Origin of the sequence: Martelella sp. AD-3 (genome assembly GCF_001578105.1) — a bacterium.
Taxonomy (GTDB): Bacteria; Pseudomonadota; Alphaproteobacteria; order Rhizobiales; family Rhizobiaceae; genus Martelella.
This window is the reverse complement of sequence record NZ_CP014276.1, coordinates 1-15,087: the sequence shown is the minus strand read 5'-3', so window position 1 is coordinate 15,087 and position 15,087 is coordinate 1. Positions and strand designations below refer to the sequence as shown.

Below are 15,087 nucleotides of genomic sequence, written 5' to 3'. Positions count from 1 at the left end.
AGTTGACCAATACCCGCCCCGCCACCGCCCTCAGCCATAAGGGCGTGATGACAGCTCTGACGGCCGCCATTGCCAAGGCGGAAGAGATCAGCGTCCCGCAGAATGTGGTCATTGTCGATCAAAGCGGCGTGACGCTGGCCGTCTTCCGCATGGACGGTGCGAAGTTCACCTCGATGAAGACCGCACGGGCAAAGGCCATCACCGCTGCGTCGCTCAACACCGCGACGGGCCACATGGCGCCGGAATTTGCCGCTGCCGCAGCGATTGCCACGGATGGCGACGTGATCAACCTCAAGGGCGGGTTTCCGATCCGCTTCGATGGCCTGCTGGCCGGCGCCATCGGCATCGGCTCCGGAACGGGCGAACAGGATGTCGAAGTCGCTACCGCCGCTCTTGAAGCCATAGGCGCCGACAAGATCTGACCGTCGCCGGGCCTCGCCTGCCGCCATGCCGCCGCGGCGGGGCCCTTCGTAACGATGCCATTGCGCAAGGGGATTTTCGAAAGGCATCGACAAAAGCGCCTCGGCCAGAGGACGGGCGTCTGCGTGCCACTGTTCGGCACATCTGCGCAGAAAATCGGACTCTATGGTTTCCGAAACGCCTGTTGAAACCGCATGACGCGTGAAAATCGACATCAGGCCCCATTCATCATTTTCCGCCTTGACACCCGTTTATGTTATCGATAACAGTTGATCAGCTTCGAGAGTTCGGGAGGAATGCTCGATGAATGATAAAAGCCTCGTGTCATTTCGCGCGATTACAAAGGTCTTTGGCGGTACGCAGGCGCTGTCCGATGTCTCGCTTGAGCTGCGCCCGGGGGAGATTCTGGCGCTGCTCGGTGAAAATGGCGCCGGAAAATCGACGCTCATCAAGACGCTTGCCGGCATTCACAAACCGGATAGCGGCGAAATCCTGTTTCGCGGCGAGCCCTATGTGCACCGTCCGCCAAAACCGCTGCAGCGCCAGCCGGTGGCCTTCATTCATCAGGACATGGGCCTGATCGAATGGATGACCGTTGGCGAAAATGTCGGGCTGGCGCAGGGCTTTTCGCTGCGCTCCGGCCTGATCGACTGGTCATCCACCGATGAGCGTGCCGCCGAGGCGCTGAAACTGGTCGGTTGCGATTTCGACCCGCAGACGCGGATTTCAAGTCTGACCAGAACAGAAAAGGCACTGGTTGCGATTGCCCGCGCGCTTGCCACCGATGCCGATGTTCTGGTGCTTGATGAGCCGACCGCCAGCCTGCCGGCCGACGAGGTGGAGCGGCTTTTCGATGCCATCCGTCCGTTGAAGGATCACGGCGTCGGCATGATCTATGTTTCCCACCGGCTCGATGAAATCTTCCGCATTGCCGACCGCGTTGCGGTTTTGCGCGACGGCAAGCTTGTCGGCGAAACGGCCGTTAGCGATACCACGCCGAGCGAACTTGTCGAGATGATCGTCGGCCGCAAGACCGATGAGCTTTTCGCCAAGGGCACCGTCGAGCAAGGAGAATGTGTCGCAAGCATCTCCGGTCTTTGCTGCCCCGGCGTCGGTCCGGTTTCGATGGATATCCATAAAGGCGAACTGCTTGGGCTTGTCGGTCTGCGCGGCGCCGGTCAGGAAGCCGTCGGACGTGCGCTTTTCGGTTCGGTCGCCTTTTCCGGCGAGATCACGCTGAATGGCGGGACACCGGACCTTTCCTCACCGCGATCCGCCATGCGGGCGGGGATCGGCCTGATCGCCCGTGACCGGGCGGAGGAATCGGTGGCCATGTCGCTTTCGGTGCGGGAAAACATGTTTCTCAATCCTTCTGCTATCGGCCGCAGCCTTTTCAACTTCCTCACCCACAAGAGTGAGGCCGCCCTGTCCTCGACCATAGGCGACAGCGTCGGTTTGCGGCCCAATGACCCGGAAATCGCGGTCGAGGCGCTATCGGGCGGCAACCAGCAGAAGGTTGTCGTTGGCCGCTGGCTGGCGACCGGACGCAAGCTTTTGATTGCCGAGGACCCGACAGCGGGCGTCGATGTCGGCGCCAAGGCGGAAATCTACCGGTTGATCGCGCGCGCGGTGGATGCCGGGCTTGCTGTCGTCGTGGTGTCCACGGATTTCGAGGAAGTCGCCAATATCTGCAACCGCGCCCTGGTGTTTTCGCGCGGCCAAATCGTGCGCGCCCTGGAGGGCGATCAACTGACGACACAGGCGCTGATCACAGCGGCCTCCGCTTCCGAAGCGGCCTGAACGGGAGAAAAACATGCAATCACTGGAATCAACCGCTCTGGAACCGACCAGAGCGGAACTCAAGGGGCTTTCCCTGTTGCAGCGGATCGCGCGGTTCCTGCCCGTCTATGGCCTGGTGATCCTGACCGCGCTGCTGATCATTCTGTTTTCGGTCATGCTGCCGAATACCTTTCCGACGTTGCTCAATGTTCGCTCGATCATTTCCGACAAGGCGATCATTGCGATCCTGTCGCTCGCCGCGATGATCCCGATGGCGGCGGGCCGCATCGACCTGACGGTCGGTTACGGCATTGTGCTTTGGCATATTCTGGCCATCAGCCTGCAAACCGTGTTCGGCATTCCGTGGCCGGTCGCGGTGCTGATCGTGCTTTCGCTCGGCTCTCTGACGGGCCTGATCAACGGTTTCCTCGTCGAAGTCGCCAAGATCGATGCCTTCATTGCGACGCTCGGTACGGGAACGGTGCTTTATGCCATCGCGCTCTGGCATACCGGCGGACGCCAGGTTGTGGGCGTGCTTCCGCAAGGGTTTTACGACCTGAATGGCACCATGGTTTTCGGACTGCCGATCACCGGTTTCTACGTGCTTGCGATTGCGCTGATCATGTGGATCACGCTCGAATACCTGCCGATCGGCCGCTATCTCTATGCCATTGGGGCGAACCCGAAGGCGGCGGCGCTGAACGGTATTCCGGTGCGCAAATTCGTTGTCGGCGCCTTCATCAGTTCGGGTTTTCTGTCGGCGCTCGCCGGCGTGCTGCTGGCCTCGAAGCTGAGGATCGGACAGGCCAGTGTCGGGCTTGAGTATCTTCTCCCGGCCCTTGTCGGCGCATTTCTCGGGTCAACAACCATCAAGCCCGGCCGCGTCAATGTCTGGGGCACGGTGGTTGGCGTGATCATTCTGGCGGTCGGTATCTCCGGCATCCAGCAATTCGGCGGATCGTTCTTTGTCGAACCGCTGTTCAACGGCGTGACGCTTCTGGTGGCAATCGGCATTGCGGGTTACGCCCAGCGCAAACGCGGCGCCGACACCAAACGCGCCGCGCGCAAATAGGCTTTCGCGAAAGCGGAAGTCTTGTTTTTAACGGGAGGAGAAGACATGAAACGCAGAACATTCATTCAAACGCTCGCCGGCGGAGTCGCCATGCTGGCGCTGGCAGGGCCGGCCCTTGCCGATGCCATGTCCGACGCGAAAGCCTTCGTCGACAAATATGCATCGCAGGTGACGACCTGGGATGGGCCGACAAGCGGCCCGAAGGCCGAATCCGGCAAGTCGATCGTGGTGCTGGCCGCAGACATGAAGAATGGCGGCATCCTGAAGGTGGTCGATGGCATTGATGAAGCGGCCAAGGCGGTCGGCTGGAAAGTCACGACACTCGACGGCGCCGGCTCGATTGCCGGACGCACGGCCGCTTTCGGGCAAGCCATGGCGCTCAAGCCCGATGGCATCATAATCAACGGTTTTGATGCCGTCGAACAGGGCCCGGCCATGCAGCAGGCCAAGGACGCTGGTATTCCGATGGTCGCCTGGCACGCAGCACCTGCCGCCGGCCCCGAGCCGGATATCGGCATCTTCACCAATGTGACGACCGATCCGATGAAGGTTTCGAAAGCGGCGGCCGACTGGGCCTATGTTGACGCCGATGGCAAGCCTGGCGTCATCATCTTCACCGACTCGACCTATGCCATCGCCATTGCCAAGGCCGACGCGATGAAGAAACAGATCGAAGATCTTGGTGGCACGGTGCTCGAATATGTCGATACGCCGATTGCCGAAACATCCCAGCGCATGCCGCAGCTCACCACGTCGCTGCTGCAGAAATACGGAGACAAATGGACCCATTCGCTGGCGATCAACGACCTCTATTTCGACTTCATGGGTCCGTCGCTGGCCGCTGCCGGTTTGCCGGGTGATGGCGCGCCGGTCAATGTCGCCGCCGGCGACGGTTCGGAAAGCGCCTATCAGCGCATCCGCGCCGGCCAGTATCAGGCCGTTACGGTCGCAGAGCCGCTCTACCTTCAGGGCTGGCAGCTTGTCGACGAGATGAACCGCGCGCTCGCGGGTCAGGACTGGTCCGGCTATATCGCACCGTTCCACGTCGTGACCAAGGACAATGTCGAATATGACGGCGGTCCCGACAACACATTCGATCCGGGCAATGGCTACCGCGACGAATACAAGAAGATCTGGGGCGTCCAGTAAGTCTCACCAGAGCAATTCCCGGTGAAGTGGACACCGGTTCGCCGTCCGGAATTGCGTAAAACAAATAGATCGGCCCTCTCTCAGCATGCAAAACGCCCCGGCCGCAAGGTCGGGGCGTTTTGTGTTTGGATACTGCTTCCAGGCATCACCAGCGGCAAGAAGCCTGCGCCTATCCAAAGGCCAATTGAACCTTCATCGATTTTGACCGATCGCTGGCGGCGTCGAAGGCGGCAACGGCATCGGCCAGCGGGTAGGTGCCGGAAATCAACGGCTTGACGTCGATCCGACCCTGATTGAGAAGATCGACCGCAAGGCCATATTCCCGATGGAAGCGGAACGAGCCGCGGATATCGATTTCCTTGGAAACCACCATGTTCTGGGGCAGCCCGACCTCGCCCCCGAGGCCCAGTTGAACCAGAATGCCGCGCGGCGCCAGCGTCTGTAGGCCGGTTGCGAGCGCTCGGGCATTGCCGGAGGCTTCGAACATCACATCGAATTTGCCCTTGCCGTCAGCATAGGCCGCGAGGTCCTCAGGTTTCTGCGCAACGTTGATGACACGGTTTGCGCCGACGGCTTCCGCGTAGGGCAAAACGTCGTCCATCACATCCGTGACCACGATCTCGCGCGCGCCATGAGCGCGGGCGGCAACAATGCAGAGCGCGCCGATGGGACCGCAGCCGGAGACCAGAACCCGCTTGCCAAGAAGCGAGCCGGCGCGCGAAACCGCATGCAACGTCACGGCCAGCGGTTCGGCCATGGCGGCCTCGCCAAACGACACGTTGTCTGCGACCTTGTGGCACTGCCAGGCTTCGGCCACCAGGGTTTCACGGAAAGCGCCCTGAATATGCGGCATCGGCATGGCGCTGCCGTAGAACCGCATGTTGAGGCAGTGGTTCTGCAGCCCCTTCAGGCAATATTCGCATGTGTTGCAGGGCCGGGACGGCGAGATCGCCACACGGTCACCGACGGCGAAATTGCTGACGCCGCTGCCAAGCGCGGCGATCGTGCCGGCGACTTCATGACCGAGGATCATCGGCTCACGAATGCGCACATCGCCGAAACCGCCATGATTGTAATAATGCAGATCAGAACCGCAAATGCCGCCCGCTCTGATGCGGATTTCCAGCTGACCGGGACCGGCGGTCTCGGCTTCGATGTCTTCTATGCGCAGATCCTTTGCCGCGTGAATGATTGCAGCTTTCATCGCTACCTCCCTTGGTAAGCTTCGCTCCGCGCAACAACGGAAAGCATGTGTCCGGACCCTTACGGCCTCTCGTTCGGTTGCCGCGACGAATTTGTTCAAGAACCGATTTTGGTCTTGATTATGTTATCGATAACAGATAAGTCAAGAACATTCGGAGACGGCGCTGGGAATTCGGCGCCGAGGCTTAAGCCTCGCCCCATCGCGTCGCCCACAGGGAAGGAGAACACCATGTCCGACAGGTTCAAGCTGAACGGAAAGATCGCACTTGTAACGGGCTCCAGCCAGGGAATCGGTCATGCACTGATTTCAGGACTCGCCGAAGAGGGCGCTATACCTGTCGTCAATGCCCGCAGCACGGATCACGCGAAAGCCGCCGTCAAGGCCTTCGAAGACAAGGGCATCAAGGCGTATTCCGCGGTCTTTGATGTTACCGATAAATCGGCTGTCGAAGCCGGCGTGAACCAGACTGAGGCCGAGGTCGGTCCGATCGAGATCCTGATCAACAATGCCGGCATCCAGTACCGCACGCCGCTGGAAGACTATCCGGAAGAACAATGGCACCGCCTACTGGAAACCAATATTTCCGGCGTCTTCTTCACCGGTCAGGCGGTTGCCCGCCACATGATCAAGCGCGGCCGCGGCAAGATCATCAATATCTGCTCGGTGCAGAGCGAGCTGGCCCGCCCCGGCATCGCGCCCTACACCGCGACCAAGGGCGCGGTCCGCAATCTGACCCGCGGCATGTGCACGGACTGGGCCAAGTATGGCCTGCAGATCAACGGCATTGCGCCGGGCTATTTCAAGACGCCGCTCAACCAGGCGCTGGTCGACAATCCGGAATTTTCCGCCTGGCTTGAAAAGCGCACCCCTGCCGGTCGCTGGGGCGATGTCGACGAACTCGTCGGCGCCGCCGTCTTCCTTGCATCGCCCGCCTCCTCCTTCATCAATGGCCACGTGCTGGCTGTTGATGGCGGCATCACCGTGAGTGTCTGAGATGAAAATCGTGGTCATGGGTGTCAGCGGCTGCGGAAAGTCGTCCGCAGCCCGTGCGCTGGCGGAAAAGCTCGGCGCGCGCTTCGTCGAGGGCGACAACCTGCACCCTGAAACCAATGTGGAAAAGATGCGCGTCGGCATTCCTCTTGGCGATGAAGGCCGCATGCCGTGGCTCGACGTGATTGGCAGGACGCTCGCGGAGGCGCCGCGCAATGAAGGTGTGATCGTCTCCTGCTCGGCCCTGAAGAAGAGCTATCGTGATCTGCTGCGCTATCTGGCCGGCCCGGAGCTGCGTTTCATTCACCTGAAAGGCGAGCGCGCGGTGCTTGCCGCGCGGATGGCGAACCGTCCCGGCCACTACATGCCGGTCTCGCTGCTTGACAGTCAGCTTGCAACGCTGGAAGCCACGGATGGTGAGGGCGACGTTCTGACGCTCGATTGCGACCTGTCGCCAGCCATCATCACCGAGAAATCTCTCGCCTTTCTGGGAGCGGGACAAGGAGCCGAAAATGACTGAACAGATCGCCATCATCGGCGCGGGCATTATGGGCACCGCGATCGCGACACGTCTTCTGGAGACGGGCCACAAAGTCATCGTTTCCGATCTTGACGACACAAAGGTCGCCAAACTGGTTGAAAAGGGCGCCAGCGCCGCCGCAAGCCCGAAAGCGGCCACGGCTGGCTCTGATTTCACCATCATGAGCCTGAACCATGCCGATATCGTCAGGGCTGTGGTGTTTGGCAAGAACGGCGTCGCAGAAGCCGCCAGTGCTGACAAGCTTCTGATCGACATGTCGTCGATCGACCCGAAGGCGACGGCCGAAATGTCGGTTGAGCTTCTCTCGGCAACCGGAATGGGCTGGGTCGACTGCCCGCTTTCCGGCGGCGCGCCGGGTGCACTGGGCGGACGGCTGACGGTGATGGCGGGCGGCACGAAGGAAGACTTCGAGAGGGCGCGCGCCGTCATGGCAGATCTCTGCGCCAACTACACTCTGATGGGGCCAAGCGGCGCCGGACAGACCACCAAGCTGATCAACCAGCTCTTCTGTGCCGTTCAGTTTCAGGCCGTCGCCGAAGCCGTCAAGCTGGCGGAAGCCGGTGGCGTCGACGCCGCCAGCATTCCGAAGGCGCTCTCGGGCGGACGGGCCGACAGCAGCATCATGCAGGAGTTCATGGGCAAGTTCGCCGCCCGTGATTACGCGCCAACCGGTCGCATCGACAACATGCTCAAGGATCTCGACAGCCTGCAGACTTTTGCGCTGAAGACCCGCACGCCGCTGCCGATGACCGGTCAGGTCACTGAAATTCACCGCCTGCTTGTCGCCGCCGGTCTGGGGCCGAAGGATTCGGCCGAGATGATGCGGTTGCTTGATGGCGACACCGGCTCCACGTGAGCCGGCAGGATTGATTAACTGCGAAGGCATGATGACGCCGTCGCCGCAAACGAGAAACCGTCCGGTGACGGTTGTCCAGGGAGGACATGATGATCATTCGCTACGCCCTTTTCGAAGGTACGATCAATGAAGGACGGGAGGCCGAGTTCAAGGCCTATGTGCACGAAAAGCTGATCCCCATCTGGCGGCAGTTTCCCGGCGCACAGGACCTGCAGGTCTATTTCGGCGTCGAACGCGATAAGGGCGCGCCGGAATATGCGCTCGTCATGGGTGTCCGCTACGACAACCTCGAAGCTGTCGCCAGGGCGCTGGAATCCGATGTCCGCACCAGGGGTCGTGAAGTGACCAAGGGCCTCCTGGACATGTTCAGCGGTCGCGTTCACCATCACGTGTTCGATGGCGACCAATACACGCCGGACTGAAACTGGTCCACGAGACCTCTAGTGACTGGATAGGCATCCATGACGGGTTTCCGCCTGCTCCTGTAAAAGTCCCAACTTTATTCAAGCGAGACGACGAAAATACGCGACTATCGCATTTATATATGTTATCGATAACATATTGCGCTTACCCAATCGCGATCTAGGGAGGTAGCATGAAATGGGTTTGATCACTCGCATCATCGGCATTGGCTGGCGCATCATTGACGCGATGATTGCCATCGCGCTCGTGGCGATGATCGCGCTGGTTTTTACAAATGTCGTGCTTCGTTACGGCTTTTCCAGCGGCATTCTCGGCTCGGTCGAAATCTCAAGGCTCCTGTTTGTCTGGGTCATCATGCTCGGCTCGGCGGCTTGCCTGCGCAACTTTGAACACCTCTCACTGGATGGCGCCGCAGAGGGCATGTTCCCCAAGGCAAAATACTGGCTACACCGTTTCGTCAACCTCGTCATCCTCGGCTGCTGTGTCATGCTGGTCTGGGGCGCAGTCCCGCAAGTCATCGCCAACTGGGACAATATATCGCCGATGAGCGGTATTCCGGTCGGCATGTTTTATCTCGCAGGCGTGGTCGGCGGCGTGCTGATGGCAGCCATTGCATTGTTGCGCCTGCTCGATCCGCGCAGAGCCGTGCCCGATTTCGCCAGCAATGTCGAAGGTACCGAGGAGGCGCCCCAATGACGCTTGCGCTTTTTCTTGCCGTTCTGATCGGTGCCATTCTGCTCGGTGTTCCGGTTGCCTTCGCGCTGCTCTTGAGCGCCGTCGGCCTGATGCTGCACATGAACCTCTTCAGTCCCGACATCCTGGCCCAGTCACTGGTGAATGGCGTCGACAGCTTTCCGCTTCTCGCCATTCCCTTCTTCATGGTCGCAGGCGAAACCATGTCGACCGGTGGTCTTTCGCGCAGGATCGTGCGTCTGGCCATGGCCTATGTCGGTCACAGAAAAGGCGGCCTCGGATATGTTGCGATTCTGACTTCCGTCGTGCTGGCCGGCCTTTCCGGGTCGGCTGTGGCGGACGCGGCAGCGCTGGTTTCCATTCTCTATCCGATGATGCGCAACGCCAACTATCCGCAGAACCGATCCGTCGGCCTGCTTGCCGCGGGCGGCATCATCGCGCCGGTCATCCCCCCGTCGCTACCGCTGATCATCATGGGCGTTGCCGGCAATATCTCGATTGCCAAACTCTTCCTCGGCGGCATTGTCCCCGGCCTGATCATGGGCATGGCTCTGATCGGCACATGGACGTTCCTGATGCGAAAGGAAGACCTTGAGCAGCATGAAAAGGCTTCCAAGGAAGAGCGCCGCGCCGCCCTGAAGGATGGTATCTGGGCTCTGCTCCTGCCGCTCATCATCATTGGCGGTATCCGCTTCGGCATCTTTACGCCGACCGAGGCAGCCGTTGTCGCAGCCGTCTACGCCATCCTCGTTTCAACGCTCGTCTATCGCGAACTGACGCCGGCGAAGTTCTATCAGGTCCTGATCAATTCCGGTCGCGCGACCGCCATGGTCATGTTCCTTGTCGGCTCAGCCATGGTCGCCTCCTGGCTGATCACGGTAGCCCAGTTGCCGCAGCAGCTCGCCGTCATGCTCGGGCCGCTCACCGACAGCCCGCGCCTGCTGATGACCGCCATCATGGTTCTGGTTCTGCTTGTCGGCATGGTGATGGATCTGAGCCCCACGATTTTGATCCTGGTTCCGCTGCTGATGCCAGTCGTCAGGGAAGCCGGCATCGACCCTGTCTATTTCGGTCTGATGTTCGTCATCAATACCTGTATCGGCCTCATCACGCCGCCGGTCGGTACGGTTCTCAACGTCGTTTGCGGCGTTGGAAAAACCCGCGTGCAGGACGCCGTCGGTGGCGTCCTGCCGTTCATCGCCGTCTACCTGCTCGTGCTGATCCTGTTCATCCTTGTACCCCAGATCATCACGGTTCCGCTTGGATGGATCGCAGGCTGACTTCACTATTTTTTCTATGGAGGATATGAAATGAAACGTTTTACAACAGGCCTTCTCGCCATTGGTATGCTGGTTGCAGGAACAGTCTCGGCGAATGCAACCACGCTTCGTCTGGCGCATGCTGCGCCGCAAGGCGACCTGCAGCAGAAGCTTGCCGAGCGCTTTGCCGATGACGTCAAAACCATGTCCGACGGCAAGATCACCGTTCAGATCTTTCCGCAGGGCCAGCTCGGCAACGATTCCCAGATGATCACCGGCGCGCGTTCCGGCATCATCGACATCGTCATGAGCGGTCTGAACAATTTCACCGGCATGATGCCCGAACTCGGCGGACTGATGCTGCCGTTCATGATCACCGATCGCGATCAGGCCTACGAAGTCTATGACGGGCCGATCGGTCAGGAAGCCGCCGCCGAATTCGAAAACTTCGATCTCAAGGTTCTGGGTTTCCCGGAAAACGGTTTCCGCGAAATCACCAATAACCGCGGCCCGATTGTCGAGCCGAAGGATCTTGAAGGCCTGCGCATGCGCACCAACAACTCGGAGGCGCTCAATGACATGTTCGCGCTGCTGAAGGCCAATCCGCAGCAGATCCCGGTCGCGGAGCTCTACACCGCTCTGGAAACCGGCGTTGTCGATGCACAGGATCACCCGATCACCATCGTGCAGTCTTTCAAGTTCTACGAAGTCCAGAAATACCTGTCGCTGACCAACCACTCCTATGCCGCGCTGGTGCTGGCGATGAACGGGAAGAAATTCGCCAGCCTGCCGGAAGACCAGCAGGAAATCATCATGAAGGCGGCCAAGGTTGCAGTCGACTATGAACGCCAGCTTTCCAAGGACAGCGAAGCATCGATGATCGCGGACCTGGAAAAGGAAGGCATGGTCGTCAACAGCGATGTCGACCGTCAGGCCTTCCAGGAGGCCGTCAAGCCCGTCTGGAAGACCTTCACCGACAAATATGGCGACACGCTCGTCAACAAGGTCCAGGCTGTCACGACCAAGTGACGCGGGCTAGGCCTGATGTGCAGGTGAGTGAATCTGCAGACAGGCCAGAACATCTCTTTTCGCTTTCCTTGCACGTAAATCCTCCGGACATCGGTCCGGGGGGTCTGCTTCCAGGGCTCAATTTCAGGCTCGGATTGACCTGCCCGCTTGCGTTCCACGTTCAATTTGAGAGTCTGCGCTTTATCCGGTGCGCTCGGCAAGGCGGGATTGCTGGTGGACAAGAAATGATCGACCGCGAGCACAAATTGTCGGTCGCACGCCAGGCGAAGCTTCTCGGCTTCAGTCGTGGAAGCGTCTATTATCTACCCCGTCCGGTGTCCAACGGCGATCTGGCCTTGATGCGGCGGATCGACGGGCTGCATCTCGATTACCCGTTTGCCGGAAGCCGGATGTTGCAAGGGCTTTTGAGAGGAAAAGGGTTGGAAACCGGGCGGCTGCACGTCGCCACGCTGATGAAAAAGATGGGCATCGAGGCGATTTACCGCCGCCCGAACACGTCGAAACCAGCGCCTGGGCACAAGGTCTATCCGTATCTGCTGCGCAAGTTTGCCGTCACCAGACCCAACCAGGTCTGGGCCATGGACATCAGCTACATCCCCATGGCGCGGGGATTTGTCTATCTTTGCGCGGTCGTCGATTGGTTCAGCCGGAAGGTCTTGTCGTGGCGGCTGTCGATCACGATGGAAGCGGACTTCCGCATCGAAGCGGTCGAGGAGGCACTTGCTCATTACGGCAAGCCCGACATCTTCAACACGGATCAAGGATCGCAGTTCACATCCATCGACTTCACGGCGGTGCTGAAGAAAGCCGGAATCGCCATCTCAATGGACGGCAAGGGTTCTTGGCGGGACAACGTCTTCGTCGAGCAGCTCTGGCGGTCGATCAAATACGAGGAGGTCTACCTCCACGCCTACAAGACCGTGTCCGAGGCCCGCGCTGGCATCGGCCGCTATCTGACCTTCTACAACACCCGACGCCCGCATTCATCCCTTGACCGGCAGACCCCGGTTCAGGCCTACTTCAACACGCTGAAACCAATGAACGTGCCAGCATAAGCGAGGCGGAAATCCACTTAGCAAAACGCCCGAAACTGTTCAGACAAGCCGAGCCAACTCTCTGCACAGAGGTCGTCGGCATCTTCCCGAACGATGACGCCATCGTCAGGCTGGATCCATTCGTCAGCCTGCCTGCGGCAAGCTGATCCGTTCCCGGCCCTGTCCGGAAGGCAGGCCGAAGCTAGACCACGCCATGGAACACGGCCCCGACGGTTGCGAAACCACGCGAACGTCGCCTAAATGAACCCACCAAACGAGCCGGATCCTCTCGATAGTCAAACCCCATTCCGTCCATAATCGTTTTATGACGGACAAAACACAAAGGAATTTTCCCGTGAGCAATCATTATGAAGACCTGCTCGTCAACGCCTATGAAAACAAGAAGCTGATCGATCAGGACGCATTCTCCGGTATCGCCCAGGACGAAGCTTATTCGGTACAGTCTGCGGTTGCGCAACGCCTTGGACAGACACCTGGCGGCTTCAAGGTTGCGATAAACGGTGAAGGCAAAGCCGTTGCTGCGCCGATTTATGCAAGCAGGTTCACGAGTTCGGGTGGAAGCCTCGCATTGCCTGCCGAAGGTGTTATGGGCGTTGAGTTCGAACTCGCTTTTGTTCTCGGCAAGACCATTACACCGGAAATGGCGGAAGCTGGTGAGGATGCTGTGCTGGAAGCCGTTGACCACTTCGTTTTCGGCATCGAAGTTATCGGAACCCGCTTCAGCGACCAGGCGCGGTCTACGGCCTGGGCTCAGTTGGCCGATAATTTGACTGGCATCGGCTATATCGCGGGCACTGAGAAATATAGCGGCAAGCTCGATGTTGATGGCGAACCTCTGGTCCTGACCGCCAATGGTGCCGAAATCTTCAACAAACCGGCCAAGCATCCGTTCGGCGGCGTTTTGAAGCCGGTTGTCGCTTATGCAAAGAGCGGTGAAGACAGGATCGGCGTGTTGCAGGCCGGATCATTCATCACCACTGGGTCGCTTTGTGGCGCAGTGTCTTTCACTGCCCCTTGCGAAGTCGTCGGCACGATCAGCGACAGGTTCAGTATTTCGGCCTCACTGACACTGTGATGTTTTCGGAAGGCGCGCCAAAGTCGGGATACATCAACCCAGACGAACCAGCTGCGTCTCAAGGATCGTCCGGCCAGGCTTTACGGCCTTCTGGCCGGACATATGCTGCAGGAGAAGCTCAAGGGCAGCGCGACCGCCGAACGCCATCGCAATTGTTGTACGCGAATAACCAGTCGCCTCGGCAATCTCGGATATCGTCTTGGTCATTCTGTCGCGTTCCATAGCATAGACCACACAGCCCGGCGACATAAAGGCGAATAAAGCTGTCCTCGGTGGCATCCAGTGTTAGCCCGCTGATGACTGCGGTTGACTGCGGATCAGCATATGGTGCGCGATTGCCAAGAAACTCAGGAACAACATGCACATTCTCAGCAAGCTTTGCAGCCTCTTCTGCGGACCTGCTTTTTCGATTGCGCGACGTTCCAGATAAAAAAGAGCAGCAGGCTCTTCTTGAAAACGACTGGCGGACCTAGAGCGCCGTGCGTCCATTCGGACGCACAAAGGACGCTCTAACTGTGGAGCCTCAAGAGGTTGTCTCGGTTCATGCCGAGTCGACTGATCGGTGTTTTTGACTTTATGCCGCCATGCGGACGGTGCCAATTGTACATGTGGTTCCAGTTCGGCAGATGCCGTTTTCGGTGCTCTGAGGATGGATAGGCGCGCGCATAGGCCCATTCGCGCAATGCTGTCTGGATGAAGCGCTCGGCCTTGCCGTTTGTCTTTGGCGTGTAAGGTTTGGTACGAATATGTTTCAGATGGAGCGCCTTGCAGGCTTTCGCGAAATCCCCGGCAATGTAGCACGAGCCATTGTCGGTCATGACCCGCTTCACCGTGATGCCGAGGCTTTGATAATAGGCGACTGCCGCCTTGAGAAATGCGACGGCGCTTTCAGCCTTCTCGTTGGGCAAGATGTCAGTGAATGCGATCCGGGATGCATCGTCGATACACACATGCACATATTCCCAGCCGATGCCGCGTGAATTGCTCTGGCCGGTCCTGTCGCCTGTGATGCGGTGGCCGACGCGATTAAAGCGGCCAAGGCGCTTGATGTCGAGATGGATCAGGCCGCCCGGCTCGTCATATTCGTAACGCACGACCGGTTCGGCTGGAGCAATGTCCTTCATCCGGGACAAACCGACCCGCTTGAGAACGCGGCTGACGGTGGCCGGTGACACGCCTGTCTCCATGGCGATGTGCCTGCCGGTCAGGCGCTGACGACGAAGGGCGGCAATGCGCTCGCACAAGATGGCATCGGTCTGCCGGGGACTGCTTCTGGGCCGCGACGACCGGTCAGCCATTGCAGCGCGTCCACCCTTTCTGAAGCGCTCGACCCAACGAGACACGATCTTGTGGGAAACGGCATAGACTAAAGCCGCCTGCGCTTTCGTGAGCGCGCCAGACAGAACGGCAACAGCCATCTCCTCTCGACGCAGCGGGGTCAGTCGGGCATTCTTGTGAATGTTCATTCGGAGCCTCCGGTGAGTGCTGAAGCGTGGTAACTCCAGTCTCCTCGGTACGCTCCGAATGGACAACCTCCTGAAA

Annotated in this window: 15 protein-coding genes and 2 pseudogenes; 13 read left to right on the top strand and 4 right to left on the bottom strand. The window is 59.4% G+C overall.

From position 1 onward, the window contains the following. The first annotated feature begins 2 nt into the window (after positions 1 to 2). The 4 genes from AZF01_RS21160 to AZF01_RS21145 all read left to right on the top strand — a co-directional run bounded on the left by AZF01_RS21160 (position 3) and on the right by AZF01_RS21145 (position 4,420). Positions 3 to 422 carry a heme-binding protein gene (locus tag AZF01_RS21160; protein WP_024708570.1) on the top strand — a complete coding sequence of 140 codons (420 nt, stop codon included), beginning with the start codon at positions 3 to 5 and terminating at the stop codon, positions 420 to 422. Positions 423 to 723: 301 nt separating this feature from the next. After that, positions 724 to 2,220, top strand: coding sequence for a sugar ABC transporter ATP-binding protein (locus tag AZF01_RS21155; protein ID WP_024706814.1), 1,497 nt, complete (start codon positions 724 to 726; stop codon positions 2,218 to 2,220). Positions 2,221 to 2,233: 13 nt separating this feature from the next. Beyond that, the gene (locus AZF01_RS21150; protein ID WP_024706815.1) at positions 2,234 to 3,271 is read left to right on the top strand and encodes an ABC transporter permease; all 1,038 of its coding nucleotides are present in this window, start codon (positions 2,234 to 2,236) and stop codon (positions 3,269 to 3,271) included. A gap of 45 nt (positions 3,272 to 3,316) precedes the next feature. Next, complete coding sequence (locus AZF01_RS21145; RefSeq protein ID WP_024706816.1) at positions 3,317 to 4,420, top strand: substrate-binding domain-containing protein; 1,104 nt, start codon at positions 3,317 to 3,319, stop codon at positions 4,418 to 4,420. A 169-nt stretch (positions 4,421 to 4,589) separates the two neighbouring features. On the opposite strand, the gene AZF01_RS21140 is transcribed toward AZF01_RS21145, so the two are convergent. Then, positions 4,590 to 5,624 carry an L-idonate 5-dehydrogenase gene (locus tag AZF01_RS21140; RefSeq protein WP_061449907.1) on the bottom strand — a complete coding sequence of 345 codons (1,035 nt, stop codon included), beginning with the start codon at positions 5,622 to 5,624 and terminating at the stop codon, positions 4,590 to 4,592. 228 nt (positions 5,625 to 5,852) lie between these two features. On the opposite strand from AZF01_RS21140, the gene AZF01_RS21135 reads away from it, so the two are divergent. The 9 genes and pseudogenes from AZF01_RS21135 (at position 5,853) to AZF01_RS21095 (ending at position 13,545) form a co-directional block, all read left to right on the top strand. Continuing rightward, complete coding sequence (locus AZF01_RS21135; RefSeq protein ID WP_024706738.1) at positions 5,853 to 6,617, top strand: SDR family oxidoreductase; 765 nt, start codon at positions 5,853 to 5,855, stop codon at positions 6,615 to 6,617. A 1-nt stretch (position 6,618) separates the two neighbouring features. Beyond that, the gene (locus AZF01_RS21130) at positions 6,619 to 7,134 is read left to right on the top strand and encodes a gluconokinase (protein WP_024706739.1); all 516 of its coding nucleotides are present in this window, start codon (positions 6,619 to 6,621) and stop codon (positions 7,132 to 7,134) included. Beyond that, positions 7,127 to 8,011, top strand: a complete 885-nt coding sequence (locus AZF01_RS21125; protein ID WP_024706740.1) for an NAD(P)-dependent oxidoreductase — start codon at positions 7,127 to 7,129, stop codon at positions 8,009 to 8,011. The genes AZF01_RS21130 and AZF01_RS21125 overlap by 8 nt, the downstream gene beginning before the upstream one ends. 89 nt (positions 8,012 to 8,100) lie before the next feature. Then, positions 8,101 to 8,433 carry a hypothetical protein gene (locus tag AZF01_RS21120; protein WP_024706741.1) on the top strand — a complete coding sequence of 111 codons (333 nt, stop codon included), beginning with the start codon at positions 8,101 to 8,103 and terminating at the stop codon, positions 8,431 to 8,433. Positions 8,434 to 8,611: 178 nt separating this feature from the next. Continuing rightward, positions 8,612 to 9,130, top strand: coding sequence for a TRAP transporter small permease (locus AZF01_RS21115; RefSeq protein WP_024706742.1), 519 nt, complete (start codon positions 8,612 to 8,614; stop codon positions 9,128 to 9,130). Then, positions 9,127 to 10,407, top strand: coding sequence for a TRAP transporter large permease subunit (locus tag AZF01_RS21110; protein ID WP_024706743.1), 1,281 nt, complete (start codon positions 9,127 to 9,129; stop codon positions 10,405 to 10,407). The genes AZF01_RS21115 and AZF01_RS21110 overlap by 4 nt, the downstream gene beginning before the upstream one ends. 30 nt (positions 10,408 to 10,437) lie before the next feature. Beyond that, positions 10,438 to 11,415, top strand: a complete 978-nt coding sequence (locus tag AZF01_RS21105) for a DctP family TRAP transporter solute-binding subunit (RefSeq protein WP_024706744.1) — start codon at positions 10,438 to 10,440, stop codon at positions 11,413 to 11,415. A gap of 179 nt (positions 11,416 to 11,594) precedes the next feature. After that, positions 11,595 to 12,470 (top strand): annotated as a pseudogene (locus AZF01_RS21100) (IS3 family transposase); the annotation flags it as partial. Positions 12,471 to 12,804: 334 nt separating this feature from the next. Continuing rightward, the gene (locus tag AZF01_RS21095) at positions 12,805 to 13,545 is read left to right on the top strand and encodes a hypothetical protein (RefSeq protein WP_152534448.1); all 741 of its coding nucleotides are present in this window, start codon (positions 12,805 to 12,807) and stop codon (positions 13,543 to 13,545) included. A gap of 33 nt (positions 13,546 to 13,578) precedes the next feature. Here AZF01_RS21095 and AZF01_RS24560 read toward each other — a convergent pair whose 3' ends face one another. From AZF01_RS24560 to AZF01_RS21085, 3 genes and pseudogenes are all read right to left on the bottom strand, one after another. Beyond that, complete coding sequence (locus AZF01_RS24560; RefSeq protein WP_244435508.1) at positions 13,579 to 13,752, bottom strand: hypothetical protein; 174 nt, start codon at positions 13,750 to 13,752, stop codon at positions 13,579 to 13,581. 13 nt (positions 13,753 to 13,765) lie between these two features. Then, positions 13,766 to 13,933, bottom strand: a pseudogene (locus AZF01_RS24655) (FGGY-family carbohydrate kinase); the annotation flags it as partial. Between the two features lie 121 nt (positions 13,934 to 14,054). Beyond that, positions 14,055 to 15,011, bottom strand: coding sequence for an IS481 family transposase (locus tag AZF01_RS21085; RefSeq protein WP_061449689.1), 957 nt, complete (start codon positions 15,009 to 15,011; stop codon positions 14,055 to 14,057). Between the last annotated feature and the right edge of the window lie 76 nt (positions 15,012 to 15,087).

Bases quoted from the DNA above. Each gene is read 5' to 3' on its own strand.
- AZF01_RS21140 (WP_061449907.1), bottom strand. From the start codon at position 5,624: ATGAAAGCTGCAATCATTCACGCGGCAAAGGATCTGCGCATAGAAGAC.
- AZF01_RS21115 (WP_024706742.1), top strand. From the start codon at position 8,612: ATGGGTTTGATCACTCGCATCATCGGCATTGGCTGGCGCATCATTGAC.
- AZF01_RS21105 (WP_024706744.1), top strand. From the start codon at position 10,438: ATGAAACGTTTTACAACAGGCCTTCTCGCCATTGGTATGCTGGTTGCA.
- AZF01_RS24560 (WP_244435508.1), bottom strand. From the start codon at position 13,752: ATGACCAAGACGATATCCGAGATTGCCGAGGCGACTGGTTATTCGCGT.
- AZF01_RS21125 (WP_024706740.1), top strand. From the start codon at position 7,127: ATGACTGAACAGATCGCCATCATCGGCGCGGGCATTATGGGCACCGCG.
- AZF01_RS21135 (WP_024706738.1), top strand. From the start codon at position 5,853: ATGTCCGACAGGTTCAAGCTGAACGGAAAGATCGCACTTGTAACGGGC.
- AZF01_RS21110 (WP_024706743.1), top strand. From the start codon at position 9,127: ATGACGCTTGCGCTTTTTCTTGCCGTTCTGATCGGTGCCATTCTGCTC.
- AZF01_RS21150 (WP_024706815.1), top strand. From the start codon at position 2,234: ATGCAATCACTGGAATCAACCGCTCTGGAACCGACCAGAGCGGAACTC.
- AZF01_RS21120 (WP_024706741.1), top strand. From the start codon at position 8,101: ATGATCATTCGCTACGCCCTTTTCGAAGGTACGATCAATGAAGGACGG.
- AZF01_RS21085 (WP_061449689.1), bottom strand. From the start codon at position 15,011: ATGAACATTCACAAGAATGCCCGACTGACCCCGCTGCGTCGAGAGGAG.
- AZF01_RS21155 (WP_024706814.1), top strand. From the start codon at position 724: ATGAATGATAAAAGCCTCGTGTCATTTCGCGCGATTACAAAGGTCTTT.
- AZF01_RS21130 (WP_024706739.1), top strand. From the start codon at position 6,619: ATGAAAATCGTGGTCATGGGTGTCAGCGGCTGCGGAAAGTCGTCCGCA.
- AZF01_RS21145 (WP_024706816.1), top strand. From the start codon at position 3,317: ATGAAACGCAGAACATTCATTCAAACGCTCGCCGGCGGAGTCGCCATG.